Annotated in this window: 22 protein-coding genes; 11 read left to right on the forward strand and 11 right to left on the reverse strand. The window is 46.4% G+C overall.

From position 1 onward, the window contains the following. The first annotated feature begins 73 nt into the window (after positions 1–73). The 3 genes from ACF8EG_RS06335 to dapD all read left to right on the forward strand — a co-directional run bounded on the left by ACF8EG_RS06335 (position 74) and on the right by dapD (position 2,788). Positions 74–1,000, forward strand: coding sequence for a LysR substrate-binding domain-containing protein (locus ACF8EG_RS06335; RefSeq protein ID WP_005482339.1), 927 nt, complete (start codon positions 74–76; stop codon positions 998–1,000). A 128-nt stretch (positions 1,001–1,128) separates the two neighbouring features. After that, the gene (locus tag ACF8EG_RS06340) at positions 1,129–1,425 is read left to right on the forward strand and encodes a YebG family protein (protein WP_005482297.1); all 297 of its coding nucleotides are present in this window, start codon (positions 1,129–1,131) and stop codon (positions 1,423–1,425) included. Positions 1,426–1,756: 331 nt separating this feature from the next. Beyond that, a complete protein-coding gene (gene dapD / locus ACF8EG_RS06345; protein WP_005456577.1) occupies positions 1,757–2,788 on the forward strand; it encodes a 2,3,4,5-tetrahydropyridine-2,6-dicarboxylate N-succinyltransferase in 1,032 nt (343 codons plus the stop codon). 50 nt (positions 2,789–2,838) lie between these two features. Here dapD and glpQ read toward each other — a convergent pair whose 3' ends face one another. Together glpQ and glpT are read right to left on the reverse strand one after the other, a co-directional pair. Further along, entirely contained in the window at positions 2,839–3,912 is a 1,074-nt protein-coding gene (gene glpQ / locus ACF8EG_RS06350) for a glycerophosphodiester phosphodiesterase (RefSeq protein WP_069507376.1), read from the reverse strand. Positions 3,913–3,968: 56 nt separating this feature from the next. Continuing rightward, a complete protein-coding gene (gene glpT / locus ACF8EG_RS06355) occupies positions 3,969–5,339 on the reverse strand; it encodes a glycerol-3-phosphate transporter (RefSeq protein ID WP_005456512.1) in 1,371 nt (456 codons plus the stop codon). A gap of 895 nt (positions 5,340–6,234) precedes the next feature. Here glpT and ACF8EG_RS06360 point away from each other — a divergent pair. The 5 genes from ACF8EG_RS06360 (at position 6,235) to ACF8EG_RS06380 (ending at position 12,572) form a co-directional block, all read left to right on the forward strand. Then, a complete protein-coding gene (locus ACF8EG_RS06360) occupies positions 6,235–7,089 on the forward strand; it encodes an MIP/aquaporin family protein (RefSeq protein WP_005456607.1) in 855 nt (284 codons plus the stop codon). Between the two features lie 50 nt (positions 7,090–7,139). Then, entirely contained in the window at positions 7,140–8,657 is a 1,518-nt protein-coding gene (gene glpK, locus ACF8EG_RS06365) for a glycerol kinase GlpK (protein ID WP_005456578.1), read from the forward strand. Between the two features lie 159 nt (positions 8,658–8,816). Next, positions 8,817–9,608, forward strand: a complete 792-nt coding sequence (locus tag ACF8EG_RS06370) for a DeoR/GlpR family transcriptional regulator (RefSeq protein WP_005456614.1) — start codon at positions 8,817–8,819, stop codon at positions 9,606–9,608. 178 nt (positions 9,609–9,786) lie between these two features. Continuing rightward, positions 9,787–11,346 (forward strand): glycerol-3-phosphate dehydrogenase, encoded by a 1,560-nt coding sequence (gene glpD / locus ACF8EG_RS06375; RefSeq protein WP_005456665.1) that lies wholly within the window; start codon positions 9,787–9,789, stop codon positions 11,344–11,346. Positions 11,347–11,624: 278 nt separating this feature from the next. Continuing rightward, positions 11,625–12,572 carry a CorA family divalent cation transporter gene (locus tag ACF8EG_RS06380; RefSeq protein ID WP_069507377.1) on the forward strand — a complete coding sequence of 316 codons (948 nt, stop codon included), beginning with the start codon at positions 11,625–11,627 and terminating at the stop codon, positions 12,570–12,572. Between the two features lie 76 nt (positions 12,573–12,648). On the opposite strand, the gene ACF8EG_RS06385 is transcribed toward ACF8EG_RS06380, so the two are convergent. Further along, positions 12,649–13,833: an NnrS family protein gene (locus ACF8EG_RS06385; RefSeq protein WP_069507378.1), complete on the reverse strand. Its 1,185-nt coding sequence runs from the start codon at positions 13,831–13,833 to the stop codon at positions 12,649–12,651. Between the two features lie 185 nt (positions 13,834–14,018). On the opposite strand from ACF8EG_RS06385, the gene ACF8EG_RS06390 reads away from it, so the two are divergent. Beyond that, positions 14,019–14,570 carry a gamma-glutamylcyclotransferase family protein gene (locus ACF8EG_RS06390; RefSeq protein WP_025578383.1) on the forward strand — a complete coding sequence of 184 codons (552 nt, stop codon included), beginning with the start codon at positions 14,019–14,021 and terminating at the stop codon, positions 14,568–14,570. A 37-nt stretch (positions 14,571–14,607) separates the two neighbouring features. Here the strand turns inward: ACF8EG_RS06390 and ACF8EG_RS06395 are convergent, their stop codons facing one another. Beyond that, entirely contained in the window at positions 14,608–15,204 is a 597-nt protein-coding gene (locus ACF8EG_RS06395; protein WP_015297197.1) for an outer membrane beta-barrel protein, read from the reverse strand. 145 nt (positions 15,205–15,349) lie between these two features. Beyond that, on the reverse strand, positions 15,350–15,682 hold the full coding sequence (locus tag ACF8EG_RS06400; RefSeq protein ID WP_005494151.1) for a tRNA-binding protein: 333 nt from the start codon (positions 15,680–15,682) through the stop codon (positions 15,350–15,352). Positions 15,683–15,858: 176 nt separating this feature from the next. On the opposite strand from ACF8EG_RS06400, the gene ACF8EG_RS06405 reads away from it, so the two are divergent. Further along, the gene (locus ACF8EG_RS06405; RefSeq protein WP_029830591.1) at positions 15,859–16,857 is read left to right on the forward strand and encodes a substrate-binding domain-containing protein; all 999 of its coding nucleotides are present in this window, start codon (positions 15,859–15,861) and stop codon (positions 16,855–16,857) included. A 90-nt stretch (positions 16,858–16,947) separates the two neighbouring features. Here the strand turns inward: ACF8EG_RS06405 and ACF8EG_RS06410 are convergent, their stop codons facing one another. Both ACF8EG_RS06410 and ACF8EG_RS06415 read right to left on the reverse strand, forming a co-directional pair. Continuing rightward, on the reverse strand, positions 16,948–18,336 hold the full coding sequence (locus ACF8EG_RS06410; protein WP_068864595.1) for an MFS transporter: 1,389 nt from the start codon (positions 18,334–18,336) through the stop codon (positions 16,948–16,950). 70 nt (positions 18,337–18,406) lie between these two features. Further along, positions 18,407–19,477, reverse strand: coding sequence for a cellulase family glycosylhydrolase (locus ACF8EG_RS06415; protein WP_005494146.1), 1,071 nt, complete (start codon positions 19,475–19,477; stop codon positions 18,407–18,409). 212 nt (positions 19,478–19,689) lie between these two features. Here ACF8EG_RS06415 and ACF8EG_RS06420 point away from each other — a divergent pair, with 212 nt between their 5' ends. After that, positions 19,690–20,715 (forward strand): LacI family DNA-binding transcriptional regulator, encoded by a 1,026-nt coding sequence (locus ACF8EG_RS06420; protein WP_006742407.1) that lies wholly within the window; start codon positions 19,690–19,692, stop codon positions 20,713–20,715. Between the two features lie 73 nt (positions 20,716–20,788). Here the strand turns inward: ACF8EG_RS06420 and galM are convergent, their stop codons facing one another. The 4 genes from galM to galE form a co-directional block, all read right to left on the reverse strand. Continuing rightward, positions 20,789–21,856, reverse strand: coding sequence for a galactose-1-epimerase (galM, locus tag ACF8EG_RS06425; RefSeq protein ID WP_069507379.1), 1,068 nt, complete (start codon positions 21,854–21,856; stop codon positions 20,789–20,791). Positions 21,857–21,865: 9 nt separating this feature from the next. Beyond that, positions 21,866–23,026, reverse strand: coding sequence for a galactokinase (gene galK, locus ACF8EG_RS06430; protein ID WP_069507380.1), 1,161 nt, complete (start codon positions 23,024–23,026; stop codon positions 21,866–21,868). A gap of 109 nt (positions 23,027–23,135) precedes the next feature. After that, entirely contained in the window at positions 23,136–24,188 is a 1,053-nt protein-coding gene (locus ACF8EG_RS06435; protein WP_020841212.1) for a UDP-glucose--hexose-1-phosphate uridylyltransferase, read from the reverse strand. A gap of 1 nt (position 24,189) precedes the next feature. Then, positions 24,190–25,236 (reverse strand): UDP-glucose 4-epimerase GalE, encoded by a 1,047-nt coding sequence (gene galE, locus ACF8EG_RS06440; protein WP_025631158.1) that lies wholly within the window; start codon positions 25,234–25,236, stop codon positions 24,190–24,192. Between the last annotated feature and the right edge of the window lie 159 nt (positions 25,237–25,395).

Here is a 25,395-nt window from a genome sequence, read left to right on the forward strand (position 1 = left end):
TAATACGCTTGCACTTCGTTCCGATATATCTAATTATTTAAAACAAACGTTCAAAATTACTTAACGGTGGGGTATGGCAAGTCACATTTCTCTTAAACAACTGAAAGTGTTTACGACGATCACGCAACACAAAACGCTCACAGCAGCTTCTGATAGTCTCTTTTTATCAAAAGCCGCTGTGAGCATGGCACTCTCAGAATTAGAAAAGCAGATCGGCCATCACTTGTTTGATCGTGTTAATAACCGACTGATTTTGAACCAAGAAGGTCAAAAACTGCTGCCACTGGCGGATGAGTTACTCAACCGAGCCAAGGACATCGAGAGCATTTTCGATGGTGACCAAGCGCTATCGGGCCAACTTCGCATTGGTGCCAGCGACACCATTGGCAACCAAGTCGCGCCCTATTTGCTTAGCGAATTTCGTCAGCAAACGAACCATCGTTCTCAAAGCCTGTTCATTTCTAACTCCGCACAAATCTGCGACATGCTGACCGATTACGAGTTAGACATAGCCCTCATTGAAGGCAAAACACTTCACCCTGAATTGCAGTCTACCCAGTTTAGCGAAGATGAAATGTGCGTGATTTGCGCGCCCGATTACCCAGCCGCGCACGAAGGGCCAGTAAACTTAACCGAGCTAGAAAACAGTGAATGGATATTACGAGAGGCGGGATCTGGTTCACGCGAATTTTTTATGCGCGTTGTCGCGCCGCGCTTGGAACATTGGCATGAAGCTTTTCAGCTCAATACCACCGAAGCGTTGATCAACTCAGTATCTGCTGGGCTGGGCTTAGGCTGCTTGTCACGCTTGTCTGCAGAACCTGCTATTCGTGACGGTCGTGTAAAACTGCTCGACATGCCTTTAGATATGAAACGCCGCTTCTGGTTACTGGTTCATAAAGAGAAATATCAAAGCCCATTGCTCAAAACGTTTATCGAATTTTGCCAAGATTGGGAACGACCAACCAACCTTCCTTTGGGGAATAAATCCGCAAAGTGAAACCAAGATAGTTTAAATGCTAGTCAGTTAGTTGTACGTGTCTCTCATTCTGAGGCTTGTGGCTAGACTTGATTGGTCAAAAACTGTATAAAAAGCCAGTATCAATACACCAAATTAGGGGACCAACCATGGCTGTAATCGTCAAGTACGTGGTAGAACGCAATGGAGAAGAGAAAATGACTTTTACCTCTAAAGCGGAAGCTGACGCATACGACAAAATGCTGGATATGGCAGATGAACTATTCACGCTGCTAGGTAAAAGTGAACTTCTAGAAGACGAAGGTAAGCAAGAAGATCTTGCGATGTTCCTTGCGCAAAACAAAGAAGAATTGCTTTACGCAATCGGTGCAAAACGTAAACCTGCACCAAAGAAAGCAAAAAAGCTTGAAGCTGTTGAAGAAGAACAGCAAGAAGACGCAGCATAATCCAATGACTGCCCTTCAAATAACGCCGCATCTTGTGGCGTTTTTTTATGCCTAAAAGCATAGATCATAATGAAAGAACGCCCTTTCTTTCTAGATCCGAGACGAGAAACTGCCTTTTTGAATTTCAGCAAAACTCTCCCAATAGACCACCTCGTAGCTACATTTCTCATCAGACAGACATATCTCCCAAAAGACAAAAGGTATCCATCTACAGACTTTCTCCATTTCCCCCCTTTAAACTCCCCAATACACTCTTTATGATGGCTGACAACGTAATTATTTCTTGTCAGTGAACAGACGAGACACAAGACTCAACACATGGAGATCAACTATGGCTTTCTTTTCTCTAGCCTTTGGTACGGCAACTAAAAACCGCGACGGTAAAATCATCGAAGCGTTTTTCCCAAACCCAGTTCTTAACCCAAGCGACACACTTGTTAACGCACTGGCTGCAGTAGCAGGTTACGAGCAAGGCAACCAAGCTATCGAGATCTCTGCGGCACAAAGTGCAGAACTTGCGGCAGCATTCGAAGCAAACGGCGATGCAGCAAACGCATCTTTCGCAACCAAAGCAGCAGAATCAGCACAACCGCTTGTACTGGTTATCCTAGCTACGGATGAACAGCCACAATCTGTTGCTGAAGGCTTCCTAAAACTTCAACTTATCTCTAACCGTCTAGTTAAGCCACACGGCACAGTACTGGATGGCATCTTCGGTCTGCTGCACAACATCGCATGGACTAACGAAGGCCCAATCGACCTACCTGAGCTGGCTGAGCGTCAAATCGAAGCTCGCCTAGCTGGCCGTACGCTAAGCGTAGATTGCGTAGACAAGTTCCCTAAAATGGTGGACTACGTGGTTCCAACTGGTGTCCGTATCGCAGACACTTCTCGCGTACGTCTTGGCGCACACGTTGGCGAAGGCACAACTGTTATGCACGAAGGCTTCATCAACTTCAACGCGGGCACAACTGGCGTGAGCATGGTTGAAGGCCGTATCTCTGCTGGCGTAGTTGTTGGTAACGGTTCAGACATCGGTGGCGGCGCATCGATCATGGGTACGCTATCTGGCGGCGGTAAAGTTGTGGTTTCTATTGGTGAAAATTCACTACTAGGCGCGAACGCAGGTCTTGGTTTCCCAATGGGTGACCGTTGTACTATCGAGTCAGGTTTGTACGTGACTGCTGGTTCTAAAGTGCGCATGCTAGATTCTGCAGGTCAAGAAGTCGAAGTGGTGAAAGCACGCGACCTTGCTGGTGTTTCTGACCTACTGTTCCGTCGTAACTCTGTGACAGGTCAAATCGAGTGTCTTGCAAACAAGAGCGCGGTTGAACTGAACAGCGAACTGCATAAAAACAACTAATAAGAATACGAAAATCCCCCAGCAGGAAACTGTTGGGGGATTTTTTTAGCTTAAAGCAAAATGTGTGAGTGCTGATTTAAAAAACTGACTGCTTTATCTGGGAAGTCAGTAAACAAACCATCCACTTTCACTTGGTTGTAGTACACATCCATCATGCCTTCAAAGCTGTCTGTGTACGCAGGAATGCGTCCTGGATCGGCACGGAACGTGTATGGATGAACTTGCAAGCCAGCGTCTTTTGCAGCCTTCATCAACGGCTTGATTATGATATTGTCTTTGGTTGACTTATCATCCACCAGCATCGGCTTCCAAGGTCCAATACCTTCGGCGTAACTCGCCACTTTCTTCATGCCGTCGGCTTCGAACATCCAATCATAGCTGTATGGCATTGCTGTATCGCCTTTGTACACCATAGTTTCGTTCCAATCGGTGTAAGCCATGAGCTGAACGAGCTTTAAATCCATGTCCATTGCTGGCATCAACTCACTGTTAATGCGTTGCAGTTCATTCGCATCAAAACACTGCAGGTAGACTTTGTCGTCTTGCGAGTCGTAACCGTACTGCTTCAAGACTTTAAGCACCGCTTTAGAAATGTCCTTACCTTCGTGACGATGGAACCAAGGCGCTTTAATTTCCGGGTAAATACCGATGTCGTAACCCAACGTCTTGTTAAGGCCTTGGATCAGTTCAATCTCTTCAGCAAACGTCGGTACAGTGAAATCAGATTTCCACATTGGGAATCGGGTTGGATAACCGGCAACTTTTTTGCCGTTTTCGTCGATATTGAACCCTTCAGTGACTCGCAGAGATTTGATTTCAGCCAGAGTAAAGTCAATCGCGTAATAACGACCATCTTCGCGTGCGCGATCAGGAAAACGCTCCGCTACATCCGTGACGCGATCCAAGTAATGGTCATGCAACACCACTAACTGATCGTCTTTCGTCATCACGACATCTTGCTCGATGTAATCTGGTTTCATTGCATAAGCCAAAGCTTTGGCTTCTAAAGTGTGCTCTGGTAAATAACCAGAAGCGCCGCGGTGAGCGATAACAAGCGGCTTTGCAAGTGCGCCAGCAGATAGGCTAAGCGCTAAAAATGTGAGACATACTGACTTGGTTTTCATTGTTATATCCTTGATAAAACGAAGAGGCAGTATTCCACTGCCTCTTTAAATAAATATTACGCTAGCGCTTCTTGCTCCTTTTCGCGCTCTTTTTGCTCGTGGTGTGCGCGTTCGCCTAGAAGCGCATACGTCAAACACACGATAGAAGTAATACATGAACCAATTAGAATGATGAAACCGCCATCCCAACCGAAATGGTCCACGGTGTAACCAAGAACCGCGTTCGCAGCCACCGCACCGCCTAAGTAACCAAACAAGCCAGTTAGACCAGCAGCAGTACCCGCTGCTTTTTTCGGCGCCAATTCAAGTGCATACAAACCAATCAGCATGACAGGGCCGTAAATCAAGAAGCCAATCGCGATAAGAGCCATCATATCGATAGTTGGGTTGCCCGCAGGGTTGAACCAGTAAACCAATACCGCCAACGTTACCAATACCATGAACAAGATGCCTGCAGGTGCACGACGGCCTTTGAACAGTTTGTCCGAAATCCAACCACACAATAACGTGCCAGGAATACCCGCCCACTCGTATAGGAAGTAAGCCCAAGACGATTTATCTACCGAGAAGTCCTTCGCTTCTTTTAGATAAACGGGTGCCCAGTCCAACACACCGTAACGGATCAAGTAAACAAACGCGTTTGCAATCGCAATCGACCACAACAGTTTATTGTTGAATACGTACTTGAAGAAAATTTCCTTCGCCGTCATTTCTTGTTCATGCGACTTGTCGTAGTCATCTGGGTAGTCATCTTTGTACTCTTCAATCGGCGGTAGACCACAAGACTGAGGCGTATCTCGAACCGTCATCCAAATGAACACCGCAACCAAAGTGGCGAAAAATGCAGGTACATAAAATGCGGTGCGCCAATCATCGTTAAATGCCCACAGACCCAAAATGAATAGTGGACCAATCAAACCGCCACCCACGTTGTGCGCCACGTTCCAAACCGAAACGATCTCACCACGCTCTTTACGTGACCACCAGTGCACCATGGTTCGCCCACAGGCCGGCCACCCCATACCTTGGAACCAACCGTTCAAAAATAGAAGAATAAACATCGCCGTGATGCTGCCTGTTGCCCATGGCATAAAGCCAAAGCAGAACATAACCAAAGCTGACATCAACAAACCGCCACTGAGGAAATAGCGCGGGTTAGAACGGTCAGACACGCTGCCCATCAAGAATTTTGAAAGGCCATAAGCGATTGAAACAGCGGCCAAAGCAACACCAAGGTCACCACGACTGTAACCCTCCTCGATGAGGTACGGCATCGCTAAACTGAAGTTTTTACGAACCAAATAGTAGCCAGCGTAGCCAACAAAAATACCGATGAACAGTTGCCAACGGAGGCGAGAATAGGTGCTATCAATGCTATCCGGGGATAGACGATCAATGTGCGCCTTAGGTTTGAATATTCCAAACATAGGAACCTCATTATGTATATGCGATGGTAAAGAACCCGAAAGGAGCGAACGAAACAAAATTAACATTCGTTCGAAAGTTTCTGCATTGTATGAGGTTAGGATTTAATTTCTGTGATAAATGTTGCATAGGAATTAATTATTAGTAAATACAGCAAATTAGCCACCATTAATTAGACAGCAGTTCAACTTTACTCAGAATTCGTTAATATCTTTTCTTGATCAAAAAAGAACATTTAATCACTCACATTCGAAACTAAACAAAATAAAGGCTCGAATAGGAACACAAATTCGAGATAAACGGTGCTGCATGACGCATTAAGCTAAGGAAAAATCAGTAATAACAAAAGTGAAGGAAAAGTTTGGTGTTTAGTTTCAAACGAAATAAAGAGTCCAAAAACAACCAAGTTCTACTGAGGTGTACATTTCGTACACTTAGCGCAATGAACACACTTTTGGAAGGCAAAATCCATATCATACTCTCGTTATACGCGAGTCCGATTTTATCGTCGTGCGTTCTAGTTATTTTCTTTCAGGATCTCCCCCCAAGCCTTTGCTGTATCTGGCTTTAACTACCTCTTAGGGATTACTTTTTACACAAACTATTGAACGATAATCCACCATTGACGAACCAGCTTCACAAAACTCCTCTTACCAGTTGTGCGTTTGTTTTCACATCGGTAATTTGAGCGCTGAAAATGACTCACTCATCCCTATAAAGAGCTTTCTATCAGTTTCCTTTCTGGTCAAAAGATGCGCCATTTAACAAAAACGAAGAGTTTGGTTAACAAATTCATGCTCAAACGCTCATTTTTAACGCTCGTTTGTTTTCGCAAACGTTTATATGTGCACAATACTATCGTGCTAGATAAGCAAAAATAACTATAGGACTCTTAACATGACAACCAACAAACACCCCTCTCTGCTCGGAGAATGTTTGGCCGAGTTCATCGGTACAGGACTACTCATCTTCTTCGGCGTTGGCTGCGTCGCAGCCTTAGTGTTAACAGGCGCATCTTTTGGACAATGGGAAATCAGTATTGTATGGGGCTTAGGTGTCTCCATCGCGATCTACTGTACTGCCGGCGTTTCAGGCGCACACATCAACCCAGCCGTGACCATTGCATTAGCGATGTTTCATGGTTTCGATAAAGCGAAAGTAGTGCCGTACATCATCGCTCAGATGTTAGGTGCATTTTTCTCTGCCGCTTTGGTTTACAGCTTGTACAGCAACCTTTTCACCGATTACGAAATCGCACACAACTTTGTACGTAGCAGCCAAGACGCCCTTGCAACGGCTGGTATTTTCTCAACTTACCCACACGCTTCTCTTTCTTTCTTTGGCGCATTTGCTGTGGAATTCGTCATTACAGCTGTATTAATGTTTGCCATTTTGGCTCTGGGTGATGAAAACAACGGTGCCGCTCGTGGCGCGATGAACCCATTATTGATTGGTATTCTGATTGCGGTTATTGGTGGTTCTCTTGGTCCACTAACTGGCTTTGCGATGAACCCAGCTCGTGACTTTGGCCCTAAACTGTTCGCGTACTTTGCAGGTTGGGATTACGCACTGACCGGCGCTAAAGACATCCCTTACTTTATCGTTCCCCTTCTTGCTCCTATTGCGGGTGCTTGCTTTGGTGGTTGGTTATATCCAAAAGCGATCGCGGCATACCTCCCTCGCCAAGGTCACGGTTGTACCATTCCAAACCAATGTGATACTGAAGAAGAAACAGAAGAAGCTCGAGCTTAACCGCTTGCCAATTACTAAAATATAAATAACGAAACAAAAGGATTCTTACCATGACTGAGCAAAAATACATTGTTGCCCTCGACCAAGGTACGACAAGCTCTCGCGCTGTTATTCTTGATCACGACGCCAATATCGTAAGCGTCGCTCAGCGAGAGTTTACTCAGATTTATCCACAAGCAGGTTGGGTTGAGCACGATCCAATGGAAATCTGGGCAACACAAAGCTCTACATTAGTTGAAGCTTTGGCTAAGTCAGGCATCCGAAGCGACCAATTAGCTGCCATTGGTATTACGAACCAACGTGAAACCACCATCGTCTGGAACAAAGAAACAGGCAAACCCGTCTACAACGCAATCGTATGGCAATGTCGTCGCACCGCAGACATTTGTGAAGACCTAAAAAGCCGCGGCTTAGAAGATTACGTTCGCGACAACACCGGCTTGGTGCTTGACCCTTACTTCTCTGGCACTAAAGTGAAGTGGATTCTGGATAACGTAGAAGGCGCACGCGAAGATGCAGAAGCAGGTAAACTGCTGTTTGGTACCGTCGATACGTGGTTAGTATGGAAGATGACTCAAGGCCGCGTTCACGTTACTGACTACACCAACGCATCACGTACCATGCTGTTTAACATCAACGACCTATGTTGGGACCAAAAGCTGTTGGATGAGATGGGCATTCCGGCGTCAATGATGCCAGAAGTAAAACGCTCTTCGGAAATTTACGGCAAAACGAACATCGGTGGTAAAGGCGGTACTCGTATTCCTATCGCAGGTATTGCAGGTGACCAACAAGCGGCGCTATACGGCCAAATGTGTGTGGAAGCAGGCCAAGCGAAAAACACATACGGCACAGGTTGTTTCTTGCTGATGAACACAGGCCAAGAGAAAGTCACCTCGAAGAATGGTCTGCTTACCACTTTAGCTTGTGGTCCGAAAGGCGAGCCAGCTTACGCACTTGAAGGGGCAGTGTTCATGGGTGGTGCCTCTATCCAGTGGCTGCGTGACGAACTGAAAATCCTAAACGGCGCAGAAGACTCTGAATACTTCGCAACAAAAGTGGACACATCGAACGGCGTTTATGTAGTACCAGCCTTTACTGGCCTTGGCGCTCCATACTGGGATGCTTACGCACGTGGCACCATTGTTGGCCTTACTCGCGGTGTGAACTCAAACCACATTATCCGCGCGACTCTGGAAGGCATCGCTTACCAAACTCGTGACGTATTGGATGCGATGCAAGCTGACTCTGGCATCAAGCTCGCAAACTTGCGTGTTGATGGCGGTGCGGTAGCAAACAACTTCCTAATGCAATTCCAATCGGATGTATTAAACACAGAAGTACATCGTCCACAAGTGACTGAAGTAACGGCTCTTGGTGCTGCATACCTGGCAGGTTTAGCGGTTGGTTACTGGAACAGCATTGATGAGCTGCAAGATAAAGCAGTGCTTGATCGTACGTTTGAACCGCATGATGACGAAGAAAAACGCAACCGTCGTTACAAAGGTTGGAAACGCGCTGTAAAATGTGCGCAAACTTGGTCTGAACTGCACGACGAAGACGATTAATTTTTACCCCAAACGAACAAAGAGCGCCATTTGAGCGCTCTTTTTTGCGTCTTATCCCCGATTCCTACCTGCCTTTACTTCTCACAACGCGCAAATTCGAGCACAATAGAGCTTCGAATTTGAAGCATTGGCCGTTACCAATGCACAAGGGAGTGGTAAGTGAAGCAAATACCTAGACACCAGCAGATTGTTGAACTGGTGAAAAAACAAGGCTATGTCAGCACGGATGAGTTGGTAGAAAGATTCAATGTCAGCCCACAAACCATCCGACGCGATCTCAACGAACTCGCAGACGACAACAAAATTCGTCGTTATCACGGTGGTGCCACCATCCCTCTCAGTTCTGAAAACACATCTTACAACACGCGTAAAGCGCTTAACTTCAATGAAAAAGATGTCATTGCAGAAGAGGTGGTGAAACACATTCCTGACGGCGCGACGCTATTTATTGATATCGGCACAACACCAGAAGCAGTCGCACGTGCGCTCACTAAGAGCCACAAGCAGCTACGCGTTGTCACCAACAACATCAACGTGGCAACCATTCTCTTCCCCAACCCAGAGATCAAGGTCATCTTAGCAGGTGGTGAAGTCCGCAGCCGCGATGGCGGTATCGTAGGCGAAGCAACGCTCGATTTCGTGAAACAGTTCCGTCTAGATTTTGGCATTCTCGGCATCAGTGGCATCGATTTTGATGGTTCCCTATTGGACTTTGATTACCACGAAGTACGCGTGAAGCAAGCGATCATCGACAACAGCCGCAGCGTATTTCTCGCCGTCGACCACACCAAGTTTGGTCGCAATGCCATGGTGAAACTGGGCAACATCGCGCAACTGAACATGATATTTACTAACAAACAGCCACCAGAAGAAATTCTCGCGATCTTAAAAGACGCCGCAATTCCCCTCGAAGTGGTCGAAGCGAATGTAACATCAGCAGACGCCGAATAGATAAATCGCTCAAATTTGAACCTCAAAATGACCTCTGTCTTAATTAGACAGAGGTTTTTTTATGCCCAAATCACACAAAACGCTCACAAACGAAAATAATAGATGATCACAAACGAAACCTGAGCTAGGATTAAATCATGTTCTAAAATGCTCGTTCGCTCACCAAGAGGTCAAATTCATGAGTATACAAAAAAATACTTCCACAACTAGCTCATCCACTCTTTTAGACTTGATCGTTATCGGTGGCGGCATTAACGGGGCTGGCATTGCAGCTGATGCAGCTGGCCGCGGTTTGAGTGTCGGTTTATATGAAGCTAACGATTTTGCATCAGCAACGTCTTCAGCAAGTTCTAAACTTATTCACGGTGGATTACGCTACCTTGAACACTACGAGTTTCGTTTGGTTTCGGAAGCGCTCGCAGAACGTGAAGTGATTCTACGTAAAGCGCCACACGTCGCTCTACCAATGCGTTTCCGTTTGCCTCATCGCCCATTCCTACGCCCAGCTTGGATGATCCGCTGTGGCCTATTCCTTTACGATAACTTGGGCAAACGCACAACTCTACCAGGCAGTAAAACCGTCAACCTTGCAAAATCTGGCTTGCTAAAACCAGAAATGAAAACCGGTTTCGAATACTCAGACTGCTGGGTGGATGACGCTCGTTTAGTCTTGCTGAACGTTATGGCGGCTCGTGAAAACCACGCCGAGGTACGTAACTACTGTCGCGTTGAAAAAGCACACCGTGAAAACGGCGTATGGCACGTAACAATCCATGACGTAACGACAGACCAACGCTTCGAGCGCAAAGCGAAAGCTCTGGTTAACGCTGCTGGTCCATGGGTGAAACAGTTCTTTGATGAAGGATTGGAGCAAACCTCCCCTCGCAACATTCGTTTGATCAAAGGTTCGCACATCGTTGTTCCTCGTATCCACAACGAACCGCAAGCCTACATTCTTCAAAACAAAGATAACCGCATCGTATTTATGATTCCTTATCTAGATAAGTTCTCAATCATCGGTACGACAGATGTGGAATACAAAGGTGACCCACGTGAAGTGGCGATCTCGGATGACGAAGTTGATTACCTCATCGACATCGTGAACCAACACTTTGTCCACCAGCTTACTCGTGAAGACGTGGTTTGGACTTACAGTGGTGTACGTCCTCTGTGTGATGATGAGTCTGACTCACCGCAAGCGATCACACGAGACTACACGCTAGAGCTCGATGCTGAGTACGACCAAGCACCATTGTTGTCAGTATTCGGTGGCAAGCTAACAACTTACCGTAAACTCGGTGAAGCGGCGATGAAGAAACTGGAACCGTACCTACCTCAAATGGGTGGTAACTGGACAGCAAATCAAACGCTACCAGGTGGTAACTTTAGCTGTACCCGTGAACAGTTAGCGAAACAAATTCACGCGAAATACTCATGGGCACCGCAAGCGCTGATTCTGCGCTATGTGACTCAGTTTGGTACGCAAACGTGGGATTTGATGGAAGGCGCATCCAGTGAAGCCGATCTTGGCCAAGCGTTCTCAGAGCAAGCAGGCGGCGTGTACCAACGCGAGATCGATTACTTGATGAATCATGAAATGGCGCTAACCGACGAAGACATTTTATGGCGTCGTACTAAACTTGGTCTTTACATGAACGACGAAGAAAAACAGGCACTTGCCGACTACCTGAAAGAAAAGTTGCAACAAAAAGTGGTCAACCTTTCTCAGGTTAGCTAAAAAGCTCCTCCCCCCTCACCTATGACAAAGCCTGCCTCGTTGCAGGCTTTTTGTTTCCCCTTGTTACTGTGCGGTTCTTATTGCTTCACTTGCTTACCAATAAGAACAATTATTCATAGACATTTGGCGTAAAATGCAATCATACTCATTTGAATAATTATCCCCCATGACTTCAATGTGAAGGAGTGAGAACGTTGCGGCGTGTAGTGCGCTAAGTCATTCTCGCTAAGTTAAGCATCTGGAGATTATTGGGGTATAGGCTCATACAAGGAAAAAAAATGGGTTTTATGATTGAACATTGGGATTTTTCAACCCCAATGGCGACTCAAGAAACAACAGCGGCGGAACACATTCAACCGAATCATTGGTACCACTGTGAAAGGCTTCATCCCGATATTCGTGGCTGGCTAGAAGACAATCACGTACCACGTGCGACGGTTGATCATCTGTTAGCCGACGAGAGCCGACCATCTTTCCATCCTTTGGATGACGATAACTTCATGCTGATCTTACGAGGCATCAACATGAATGAGAATGCGTCGCCGGAAGACATGCTCAGTATCCGTATTCTCTATTTTCAGGGCGCACTGATCTCGACTCGTAAAATCCCATCACGTGCAATCATGGAAATTCGCCAAGCATTAGCAGAGCATAAAGGGCCGAAAAGCCTGGCGAGCTTACTGAATCAAATTATCGAAGGGTTGAACGGCAAAATCGACTTGTATCTCGACACCATCGAAGAAACGTTAAACGAGTTTGACGTCAATGATGAGTCAACGTACAACCACATTGCGGCACAAAAGGCGCTTATTTCCATCAAACGTTTTATTCGCCCTCAGCAATATGCGATTCGTGATTTGATCGAGTCAGAGTCAGAATTGGTAACATTAAGACCTCACCAATATCGCTTCGCGCATAACAACATTACTCGCATCAACGAAACGATTGAATTTTACCTTGGCGAAGTGGCGCTTTTCCAAGACGAAATCAAACACAACCGAGACGAGAAGACCAATAAAAACAGTTACCTATTTACTTTAGTTGCCACCATTTTCTTACCAACCAGTTTCCTAACAGGACTACTTGGTATCAACATTGGTGGCATGCCGGGCGTAGAATCCTCCATGGCGTTCACTTGGTTCTGCATCGCTTTGATTGTGATCTTTGGCCTAGAGTGGTTGCTGTTCAAACGCTTAGGGTTCACGAACAAAACGGATGATGAATAAGCGATAAAACCGTAAAGCGCAGAAACCAAAAGAGGAGCGACACGCTCCTCTTTTTTATCACTCAAGTCTAAACGCTTTATCCCGGATGACCATCCACACGAGAGGTCACGAGCATCATACCAAAGCGCCACACAAACAGCCCAAACGCGACAATCCACAATCCGCCACTGATATCAATCCACAGCATCATGTTCGCTGGGTCAAAGATCACGGCGAAACTGCGAACCAAAGCAGCCGCGGTAATCGCCGCAAACGCAAGGCCCATGTTTGGCCCTTTGTAGATCATGCGACCGGTGTGCCCCATCGTCACGCGCGCGATCATCGCCAAAATCAAACCGCCTAACGCACCTATCGCAAACAGGTGAATGAGGTTATGGCTGGCAAATGCATCTCCCCAAGCGCTTCGCAAAATTAAGCTTAGTGGCAAACACAAATACGCTGCATGCAGCGACCACACTAAAGGCTCGCTAAGGGTTAACCAAGATTTCCAGCGAACAAAACGCACCAACTGAGCAACACCTGCAAACAGCATCAACGGATTGCCTAATTCTGCAAACGTCACGGGGAAAAAGCTCAGCACAAATAGCATTACCAACGGCAAGTTCGCGAACCAATCTAACCACGGCAGTGGTTGTGCTTTTTCGAAATTAAATCGACGCGCAGTAAAGAATGGAATCACACGTCCGCCCATCACCGACAATAACAACGTAAACCACCACAACATCGCCTGCCACACAGCAGAAGAAGTAAACGGCGGCATGCCTTTTATCGTCGCGTAACTTGCAAAGTTCGCAAAGATGGCCAAAAGAAACAGCGGTACAAAAAACAAATTACGCCAGCCTTTGGCTCGATAAACACGAATGCCTACCTCATAGGCAACAAACAGTAAAAATACCGCTTCAATGCTGCTGGTTAACCACAGAGGTACTGGCGTCCAAAGCAATATTCTAGGTGCTAACCACAAGCCAAATAAGACCAAAAGCGTGTAATGCTTGGTACCATTAATGCCCGTCCAGTTTTGTACAGCAGTCAATACAAAACCAACCACAATCGCCATCGAAAAACCAAACAACATTTCATGTACGTGCCACCACAATGCCGGTACAGCTAATGCGTTTGGCTGTCCGGTTTGGAACATCCACACCCACAACGCAATCGCAACAATGGCGTAAATCGACCCAAACAGAAAAAACGGCCGAAAGCCTAATCGCAGCCATGCGGGGATTTTTTCTTCCACTTTTTTATCGGTGATGTTCAGCATTATCTTGCCCTCAAGCGTCTCTCGATGCTGGTTAACTCAACTACGATGTTGATGCTACCATAAACATGCATAAAAAATACATGTTAAAAATTAAGATTATACTTAAGGGGTAAAGTTTGAGCTTCATGGGCTGGTTAGGTATAAACAGTCCAAGACACAAAAATGAGTTAAAGGATGCAACGAAGATGTACATATTTGGCTATGGCAGTTTAATCAATTCCGCGTCACGCAAGTTAACCGGACAAACGGGAAAAGCCATTCCCGTCATTGCTCATGGACTGGTTCGATACTGGGGAAAGATTGATGACAGCTACACTCTGTCTCCACTGGTTGTGAACCAAGGCAATGGACAGGTCAATGGCGTTTTACTCGAAGTGAATGAAGAAGCTCTCGCAGAATTCGATCGCCGTGAACGTGGCTATCATCGTATTCAAATTCAGCCAGATCAAATCGAAACGGACGCGAACTTTAACCAAGGACATGAGATTTGGGTTTACGTAAAAGACGAGCCACTACCACCGTGCGCAAAAAGCCCAATCATGCAAAGCTATGTTGATACCGTGCTAGCAGGTTGCTTGGAGGTATCCCATGCATTTGCGGAGCATTTTGTGCGTCACACCATTGGCTGGCACCACGCGAAAGAAAATGACCGCCACCAACCCAAATACGGCAACCTTGCAGGCGTGCAAGAGCACCATTATGAGTTGATTGATAATCTGATCAAAAAAGGAGCCTAATGGCTCCTTTTTAGTATCTATGTTTGCATACGCGAACTTAGAATTTGTAGTCAACGCCAACGTAAAGGCTGTCAAAATCAAATTCGAGATCGCCACCACCTTCAACATCAATGGTTACTGTCGAAGCACGGTAGCCACCAGAAACAATCAGGCCTGAAGCAAATTCATACCCCACTTCAGCACCATAGTTAAAGCCAGCATCGCTGCCATCAGTCTTGCCAGTAAGGCTAGAAAGGTTTGACTTTGTCTCCAAATCAACGCCCGTTACACCAAGACCAACGACGGCACCAACATAAAAACCGGTACCAGAGAATTGGTACTTAGGTTTAGCATTAAGGTTGAACGAATAACCTTCAACTGTCGCTTCTAACCAATTACCCGCACCCGATTTTTTTTCTTCGAAGCTACCGTAGTAAACGTATTCACCTTCTAAAGCCAATTTGAAGTTTTTTGAAAATTGCAGTTCTTTACCTACTGCAATACCCAAGCCAGTCGCCGAAGAGCTGTAAGAGTGTCCTTCAACTTTAAGATCAGAGTTAAGAACATCTGCGCCAACATACCAGTTACCTTTTGCTTGAACTGACGCTGAAGCAACCACTGCACCTAAAGCCAATAGTGGCAATACTTTTTTCATTATAATTTCCTATATTTTTCATACTGTTAAACAGTTTTAAAAGCGCGGAGATTATAAATAGAGTTGAATATATATCTATTGATTTATTTATAAAATGAGACACAAAACATAAACACGAACAATAAAACGTTTGCTTGATTAAACTCTAAACAATTCTCACCCCGGTCGGCATCGCTCTTTCTGGCGTTAGTAACACACTTTCGGATTCATCATCCGTTTCTGCGCATAACAACATACATTCAGAGGTTTCACCGCGCATTTTGGCTTTGGCAAGATTACACAACACGACCACTTGTTTGCCCATCAACTCTTCCTCGGTGTAATAAGGCACTAAGCTGGTTACGGTTTGCAGTGTTTTTTCACCAATATCAATTTGCACAATATACAGCTTGTCTGCATTTTGATGACGAGCCACTTCAATGATTTTTCCGGTACGAATTTCTAATTTGGCAAAATCAGAGTAAGCGATAGTTTCCATAATTAAAACCCCAGTAAAGTTTTACTAAAAAGATAACGTTTACACTATCAGCAAGCTTAATAAATACAAGTGGTAAAGATCTCATTTCCGAAAGCAAATCCTCTATCAAATTGCACTTATTACACAATGGGTGTTTAATACTTTCAGTCAAAATTTTTAGCCACTAAAGGTTCTATATGGCAACGATCAAGGATGTCGCGAAAGAAGCCGGCGTTTCGGTCGCAACGGTATCTCGCGTGATCAACAAGTCTCCAAAAGCCAGTCAATCATCGGTAGAGTCGGTCACCAAAGCAATGAGCAAATTAGGCTACAGACCCAATGCCGCAGCTCGCGCACTGGTGAGTCAAAGCACAAACACCATGGGTGTGTTGGTGAGTGATGTGTCCGATCCTTTCTTCGGCACGTTGGTCAAATCCGTCGATAATGTCGCGCGCGAAAATGGCAAACATATCTTGATTGGTAACGGTTACCATAATCCAGAAGATGAACGTCAAGCCCTAGAATTGCTGATCAACAGCCGTTGCGATGCAATAGTCATCCACTCGAAAGGCTTATCTGATGAGGAGCTAATTGGCTATGCCCAAGAAGTGAAAGGTATGGTGCTTATCAATCGACATATCCCAGAGCTTGCTGAGCGCTGTATTTCCCTTGATAACCGCAAGGGGGCATTCCTCGCGACAGAATATTTGATTCGTCACGGGCATCGCAAAATCGCTTGCATTGCCTCATCCCACGATATCGAAGATACCGATGAGCGCTTGCAAGGTTACCAAGCCGCATTGAAAGAACATGGTATTGAACTCTCCAAAAGCTACATCGAATACGGTGAGCCCAACAGTGATGGTGGCGAAGTTGCGATGACCAACCTATTAACCAAATCTTTGGAGATTACTGGAGTGGTGGCCTACAACGACTACATGGCCGCTGGCGCACTCGCAGCGTTAGATCAAAATGGCATTGACGTACCAAGTAAGGTTTCTATGGTCGGGTTCGATGATGGCTTGATCGCCCGCTTTGTTCACCCTAGCTTGACTACTATTCGCTACCCAATCGAGATGATGGCAGAACGCGCCGCCCGTTTGGCTTTGTCGCTATCTCGTGACGAAAAAGTTGAAGACGAAACCATTATTTTTAGCCCTACGTTAGTACGAAGAAATTCTGTTGAGCGTTGTTGATGGTGGATAATCTGTAAATTGAAAACGAAAAGCCCGCTCAGGTTATTGAGTGGGCTTTTTCTTTGAGCACTTGTCGAGACGATATGGATTCTAGCTCAAGGCTTCGTGCGGTTTTACAGACTTAACGTCAACGCCTTGCGCAAACTCACCACGCTGTAATTTTTCTCGTAAAATCGCATGTTGGTCTTCGGTAAATGTGTAGCGAGACATAATGAAGATGCGCACTAGAGCTCCAAATGCGGGTAGCAACGCAATACAGAAGAACATGCCATTGAGCGCGGTTTCCGTTTGCGCCGCATTTGGTACATAGCCAATCATCGTCAAGATTAACCCCGTTAAGCCGCCCGCTACCGCAACAGAAAGTTTGCCTGTAAAGGTTTGTCCCGAGAACGTGATCGCCGCGGTACGTTTGCCACTGTGGTAGTACGAATACTCTACTGTGTCTGCAATCATGGCCGAGATAAGAGGGTTGGTCATCATAAAGATGCCAGTTATCACCGCTAACCACGCCATCACGACCGTTGGATTATCATAGCCAGTAAAATAGAACCCAATGCGAGCGATGATCTCTAAAACACACAGCGCAATAAAGATGTCACGTTTTTTGAAACGCTTTGTCAGCACAGGCGTAGCCAAACATGCGATCGCACTTACCAAAGTGATGGTACCAATCAGAGAGACTAACCCTGCATCTCCCATGTTGTATGTGAAGAAGAAAATGTACAGGCCATTCACTAGATTGAAAAACACATTCATGAAAAACGCTGCCAGAATAAAAAACAACGGCTTATTTTTACGAACGGCTTGAAAGGTTTGTTTTAGCGTGACTTTTTCGCAGCTCTTCGTCGAGATGCGTTCTTTGGTGTTGTAAAAACCGTTCAGCATGAAGAACAAACCCGCAATCATCAACACAATCACTGCTGGTAAGTAACCCTGATCTGCGCGGCCATCAGCGAAGTAAGCGCTCAGTTTCGGGAACACAACCAAAGTCGCACCAATACCCGCATTCACCCCTAACATGGCACAAGTTGCCGCTTTTGCTCGCTCTTGTGGTTCATCCGTCATAACAGAAGACATAGACCAAAACGGCACATCAGAAATGGTGTAAAGCGTACCCCAAAGAATGTAAGTGATACCGGCATACATCACTTTTGTCGATGTATCAGCATCGATGTTATAGAAAGCGGCCACCGTGACCAGAACAATCAGAACCGGCGTAAACAGCATGTAAGGGCGGAATTTACCAAAGCGTGAGTCTAACGTGTCCATGTATCCGGCAATGAGCGGATCGTTCACCGCATCCCACACACGAGCAATCAAAAAAATCGTACTCGCCGCAATTGGAGAAATGCCCAAAATATCGGTATAGAAATAAAGAATAAAAGAGCCGACTAGACCAAAGCTAAAGCACTGGCCTACCCCATAGCCGAAGTAAGACATCAGCTCCTTATTAGTGAGTTTGTTTTGTAGAGTAGTCATTGTTCACGTCTCAATTGATTTTATTGTAAATAATAAACCGACCCATTTCTCAGAGTCGGCTCACAGGCAATTAATCCACTTCTGCGAGTGTTTTTATCAATTGCACTTCGCTTGCGTCATACGGCTGTCCTTGCTCATCAAGCAGATCGTGGAACCATTGACTCGCATAGTTTGCATCGCTACGTTTTATCTCTGGCCAAGGCAGATGCGTTTGTGTTTTTCCTTTCACTAATCCCCACTGGTAGCAGCCAATGTTTTTCTGTTTAAAGACCGGAAGCTGTTCGTGCATGTACGATTGCGCATGACGAGCAAGCCACTCAGTACACATCATTGGTCGGTTGTAGCTTTCTACAATTTCAACGGCTTTATGGAACAGATCGAGTGGTAAGTAAGCGTGGAAAGTAATGATGTCCGATAGCTCCATCGCTTTGCGATCGGTTGGGTGTTCATAAATCGGCAGGCTTCGGTCAAGAATGCTTGGCGCATGCCAAGCGCCAACGGTGAGAGGCTGAGTTGGGTTTTCTTCACGTGCCCACTCAAACGCTTGTTCCATCAGCTCATGACTAAAGATTTCCATTTCTTCGTCGTAAGCGATCTCACCCGTAGTGGTGAAAATCATGCGGTTGGTTGGCTCGTTATAGAGATCCCAAATAACGATTCTAGGGTCATTTTTGTAGGTAGAGATGATGTCGCGAATATACGCTTCGACCTCACCCCACATAGATTTGTCCATCACCACATTGCGACCAGGACTTGCTGCTGCTTGGCTATTGTGCAAATCCGGTACTGGCGCTTTTTGTTCACCAAGATAAGGATGGTCGCCCGAAAAACCGCAGTCATCCATCGGCGTGAGCATCACTTTGATTTGATTGCGTTCGCAAATATCCAGAAAGCGCTCAATTCGCGCATGTAAACCATCGCGATCCGCTTGCCAAACTATAAATGGTAAGTTGGTACGTAAAGTGTTGTAACCCACATCATGCGCCCAAGCTAACTCTTGTTCCATCACCTCAGGAGCAAAAGATTCCGCTTGCCACATCTCATTCCAGTTAACCGCTGTGCGCGGTAAATAGTTAAAGCCACGTAGCCAGCCATGCTCTTTTTGCCATTGCCACGCTTTCTCTTCCGACCATCTTTTCATCTTACTCACCTTAAAACTAAATTACTAACTAATAATATTAGCTAATATATTAATTAATAATTTAATGACTAGGTGCTCAAAGAATAAACGTGGTGAAAATCACAGCTTTTAAGTTTCTCTGACTTACTTTTGTGATCTTCATCTTTAAAGGATGATCCGAACTTAATCTTTAGCTAATATCTTTAGCTAACGAAATTACGTAAAAGAACAGAATGGCTAAAAAAATCACCATGAGTGACATTGCGGCGGCGGCTGGCGTCTCTCAGTCGACCGTATCGCTGGTATTGAATGGCTCAACTTCCGTAAAAATCGCGGAAGCGACCAAACGTAAAGTGCTCGAAACCGCAGAATCACTTGGCTACAAAAACAAAAAGGTTGCCCATGCTTTGGGACGCCCTAAAAAGATCGCATTGGTGATCAATGGCTTAACCAGTTATGACCCATTTATCGATGCCATCAATGCAGCGAGAGAAGAAGCGTGGTCGAACGACTACATATTGGTGACGTTCAATTACAGCCATGATGAAGTGTTGGCAAGCAAGATTGAGTCGGAGATAAACGGCGGTGATTACGCAGGTTTGGTTTACGCATCCAGTATGACGCGAGAGTTGGAGCAGCAACGCGTCACAACTTCCTTACCGACTGTGCTGCTGAACTGCACCAACGAAGAACACACCGAAACGCCAAGTATTTTGCCGGCCGATATGATTGGAGCTTACAAAGCAGTTTCCCACCTCACAGCGCAAGGTTATCGTCGCATTGCCATGCTGTCTGGTGAAAGTTGGATGCTAGCCAGTAAGCAACGTGCCGATGGTTATCGTCAGGCTCTCATTGATGCAGACATCATTCCTAACTCAGAGTATTTAGTCGATGCAAACTGGTCGCTAAAAGAAGCGCACCAGCAAACACTGGCACTACTGAATATGGAGCAGCCGCCAGAAGCGATTTTCTGTGGCAGCGACTATATGGCAATGGGGTGCTACCAAGCGATAGCGGAGTTGGGGTTGAAGATTCCTCAGGATGTTGCCGTTGTCGGTTACGATAATCAGCAAATCGCCTCTGAAAGCTTCCCAGCATTAACGTCGGTTGAACTGCCCTACTCAGACATGGGTAAACTCGCAATCGAATCGTTGATGGCACTGATTGAAGGGCAACCGTTGCTTTCTAACAAACGCAAAGTAGAGGGTGAGCTCATCGTTCGAACCTCTTCGACAAAAACAAAAAAGGTGGGCATGTAGCCCACCATAACACCCAAAGTCGTTGGAGTTGCAGCATTGCTGCCGCTGCAAGTTCAAAGGGTAGAAGTGCTATCTAAAATTCAAACTGATAAGTAGTTTGATGCTGATAGCAATCCCCAGAGCTCAACACCCCATTGTTGAGTCCCCATTCTGGTTTGTTTGGCCCGTCTGGAAAGTACTGCGTTTCCAATGCTAGGCCGTCATAGCGTTCGTAAGTTTTACTTGCACCTGGCGTACCGGCTAAGAAATTACCTGAATAAAACTGGATGGCAGGCTTGGTGGTTTTCACCTTCATCACCACATCTTCTTTTGGTGCAATTAAAACCGCAGCGACAGACACGCCATCGGTCACTTCAGGCATGAATACAAAGGCGTGATCGTAGCCACCAGCAGTTTTCTGATCTTGCTCGGCAAGAAATTCTTGGCCAATCAATTTTGGCTCGGTGAAGTCGAAACTGGTACCCGAAACTGGCTTTTGTTCACCGGAAGGAATTAACCCCGCATCCGTTGGCAAGTAATGCCCAGCATTGAGCTGTAAAGTATGATCCAAACTTTTCGCGCGGCTCGCCTCACCAGCCAAGTTAAAGTAGGCGTGATTGGTTAAATTCACTGGCGATGTTTTGTCGGTCTTAGCATCATAGGCGATAGCTAGTTCATTCTCGTCAGTGAGAGTGTACGTCACCTTCACATCGAGATTTCCCGGATAGCCTTGGTCACCGTCCGGGGAGCGAAGTGAAAAAGTGACCTGTTGATCATTTTGTTGCTCTTCAACCTTCCAGCGGCGTTTATCAAACCCTTCCAAGCCTCCGTGCAGTGAGTTTTCGCCGTTATTAATGCCAAGTTGATAGTTCTCTCCGTCTATCTCAAACTGCCCCTTCGCAATTCGGTTAGCAAAGCGGCCAACAATGGAACCGAAGTAAGCGTCTTGCTTCATGTGTTCAGCCATATTTGGTGAGCGCAACAACACTTCACGGTTTTCACCATTTACCGGTAATGTGCAACTCAACCACGTCGCACCGATATCCATAAACGACGCTGTCATACCATTCGCGTTGGTCAAATGAATCAGAGTCGCAGTTTGGCCATCAAACGACGGCGTTTGCGCCATCGCTTGTTCTAGTTGTTGAAAATAGGCTTTCATCATCATTCCTTACAGCACTTCAACCAAACCCGCACCATTTTTGGCTTGGCAAACATAAATCGACTCTTTTAAGCCCGTAGCCGCTTGGTACTTCGCTTCAACTGCCGCTTTCACGTCATCAACCAGTGCTGGCGGTACAAGTGCCACGATGCAACCACCAAAGCCACCGCCAGTCATGCGCACGCCGCCTTGATCGCCGATCACCTCTTTGACTATCTCCACCAGCGTATCGATTTCTTTTACCGTAATTTCGAAATCATCGCGCATCGAGGCATGAGACTCGGCCATCAGCTCGCCCATACGCTTCATGTCGTGTGCTCGTAGCGCTTGCGCCGCTTCCACAGTACGATCGTTTTCTGTGATGACATGACGGGCACGTTTTGCCACCATTTCATCCAGCTCAGCGACTTTCTCGTTGAACTGCTCAATCGTCACATCACGCAAAGCTCTCACACCGAAAATGCGCGCCGCTTCTTCACATTGCTGACGACGAGTGTTGTATTCACTGTCGACCAAACCACGTTTTTTATTCGAGTTGATGATCACGACGGCCATCTCTTCTGGCATAGAGACTGCTTCTGTTTCAAGGCTACGGCAATCTAATAGCATCGCATGATTTTCACGCCCTTCCGCTGAAATCATTTGATCCATGATGCCGCAGTTGCAACCGACGAATTCATTCTCTGCTTGCTGACCGTTTAAGGCGATTTCGGCTTGGCTGATTTCAAGGTTAAACAGCACTTTAAACGTTTGACCGATCACCACTTCTAATGCCGCCGATGAGCTCAAACCCGCGCCTTGAGGTACGTTGCCGCTGACTGAAATATCCGCCCCAGTAAACTGGTAGCCACGCGCCAGAAGACACTTCACCACGCCGCGAATGTAGTTCGCCCACATTTTGTCTTGCTGGAAGGTAATGGCTTGCGTGATATCGAATTCGTCCACTGCGTTACCGTAATCGACCGACACCACACGCACGATATTGTCTTCACGCTTTGTCGCCGCCACGACCGTTTGGTAGTTAATGGCACACGGTAGGACAAAACCATCGTTGTAATCGGTGTGCTCACCAATCAAATTCACACGACCAGGCGCTTGAATAATATGGCTAGGTGCGTAGCCCAACACTTGCTCAAATGACGCTTTCACATTTTGGATAAGTTCAGACATAGGGACGTTCTCTTAAAATAGTAATTTGTGTGGAATAACGCGTTGAGCCTAACTTTCTATCTGTAAAGTCGCGCTATCCCATTATTCGTAATCAGTCCAATTTAAAGACTTAGCATTCTTTGTAGTGGACATCACTCACATCACGCAGACGCTGCGCCGCTTGCTCTGCGGTGAGGTCACGTTGGCTTTCTGCCAGCATTTCGTAGCCCACCATGAACTTACGAACCGTGGCACTGCGCAGTAGTGGCGGATAAAAAAGTGCATGAAGCTGCCAATGGTCGATGTCTGTGCCTTCGTCAAAAAACGGCGCGTAGTGCCAGCCCATCGAGTAAGGGAAAGAGCATTGGAATAAATTGTCGTAACGGCTGGTCAGCTTCTTAATCGCTCGCGCTAAATCGTCTCGTTGCTCATCGCTGAGTTCGCTCATGCGACGAATGTGCGTTTTCGGCAACAACATGGTTTCGAACGGCCAAGCAGCCCAGTAAGGCACCACCGCCAGCCAGTGTTCGGTTTCCACCACAATGCGTGAACCGTCTTTGAGTTCCGCTTGTACGTAATCCACCAGCAAGTTGCTGCCGTGTTCTTGGTAGTAGGCTTTTAGGTTGTGCTCTTTACGCTCGATTTCATTTGGTAAGAAGCTGTTCGCCCAGATTTGACCGTGCGGATGAGGCTGAGAACAGCCCATGGTTTCGCCTTTGTTTTCGAACGCCTGAACCCAAACGTATTCCTTGCCGAGCTCTTCAATTTGTTCGTTCCAGGTCTCTATCACGCCACGAATTTTATCCACTGGCAGCTCCGGTAAGGTTTTGCTGTGATCTGGCGAGAAGCAAATCACTCGGCTCAAACCACGCACGCCTTGCGTTTTGAATAGCGGGTTGTTTGACTCTGGTGCATCTGGTGAATCCACCATCAGCGCAGCAAAATCGTTATTGAACACATAGGTGCCTTGGTAGTCTGGATTAACATCGCCAGAGATACGTTCGTTGGTTGGACAAAGGAAACATTTACCGTCATAGCTTGGTAGCTCATCCAATGCGGGCTTTTCATCTGCGCCGCTCCAAGGGCGTTTTGCACGGTGAGGTGAAACCAAAATCCATTGCCCAGTAAGAGGGTTGTAACGGCGGTGTGGATGATCCACTGGGTTAAATTCGACATTCGACATGTTACTTACTCAACTCTTTAAAATTCTTCAAACTAGGGGAATAGCCATTGGGATTTTTTGACTGCCAGTGCCACGTATCAGCGGTCATTTCAGCCACCGTGCGTATTGCTTTCCAGCCTAGTTCACGCTCAGCTTTTTCCGTGCTTGCCCAACATTCAGCAATATCCCCAGGACGACGCGGGCATAACTCGTAAGGCACTGGTTTACCGCAAGCGGTCGCGAACGCATCCACCATCTCAAGTACGCTCGAGCCTTTACCTGTACCTAAGTTGTAAATGTGCAAACCCGATTTCTCACCCACCGTTTTCAAAGCCGCAATATGGCCATCGGCCAGATCCATCACATGGATGTAATCGCGCACGCCAGTGCCATCAGGTGTTGGGTAGTCGCTACCGAATACCGCGAGTTTTTCTCGGCGGCCAACAGCGACTTGGGCGATAAATGGCATCAAGTTATTGGGAATACCTTGTGGGTCTTCCCCCATGCTGCCCGATGAATGGGCGCCAACTGGGTTGAAGTAACGCAGTAAGGTGATGCTCCAGTCGTTTTCAGCATGGAACAGATCGCTGAAGCACTGCTCCACCATATATTTACTGCGACCGTATGGATTGGTGGTTGCGCCTGTTGGTGAATCTTCCGTAATCGGCACTATTTCTGGGTCACCGTAAACCGTTGCCGATGAACTGAATACGATGCTTTTCACACCCGATTTACGCATGCTGCGCGCCAACACCAATGAGCCATTGACGTTGTTGTCGTAGTACTCAAGTGGTTTTGCCACCGATTCGCCAACCGCTTTGAGGCCAGCAAAGTGGATCACTGCTTGGATGTCGTGCTGCGCGAATACCGTATCCAAAAATGCTTCGTCACGGATGTCACCTTGGTGGAACGCAGGCTGCTTGCCTGTCAGCGCTTCAATACGGTTTAACACTTCCAGTTTGGCGTTACACAAGTTATCAACGATGATAGGTTCCATTCCCGCTTCAATCATCTGAACGCAAGTGTGACTACCGATGTATCCCATACCGCCTGTGACAAGAACTTTCACTTTTTGCTTCTCCACGTTTGCTGCTTTCTGTTCATACCTCACTCTGATGCGCTAAAAGCCAATCGCCATTGCATCGAATCGGAACGCCCATTTCTTAACTGGCTAAAAGTCTAGCAACCAATCTCGATCCAGATCCGTGATCGAATTCAAATTGTGTAA

The organism is Vibrio sp. YQ_11 (assembly GCF_043103065.1).
Taxonomy (GTDB): domain Bacteria; phylum Pseudomonadota; class Gammaproteobacteria; order Enterobacterales; family Vibrionaceae; genus Vibrio; species Vibrio parahaemolyticus.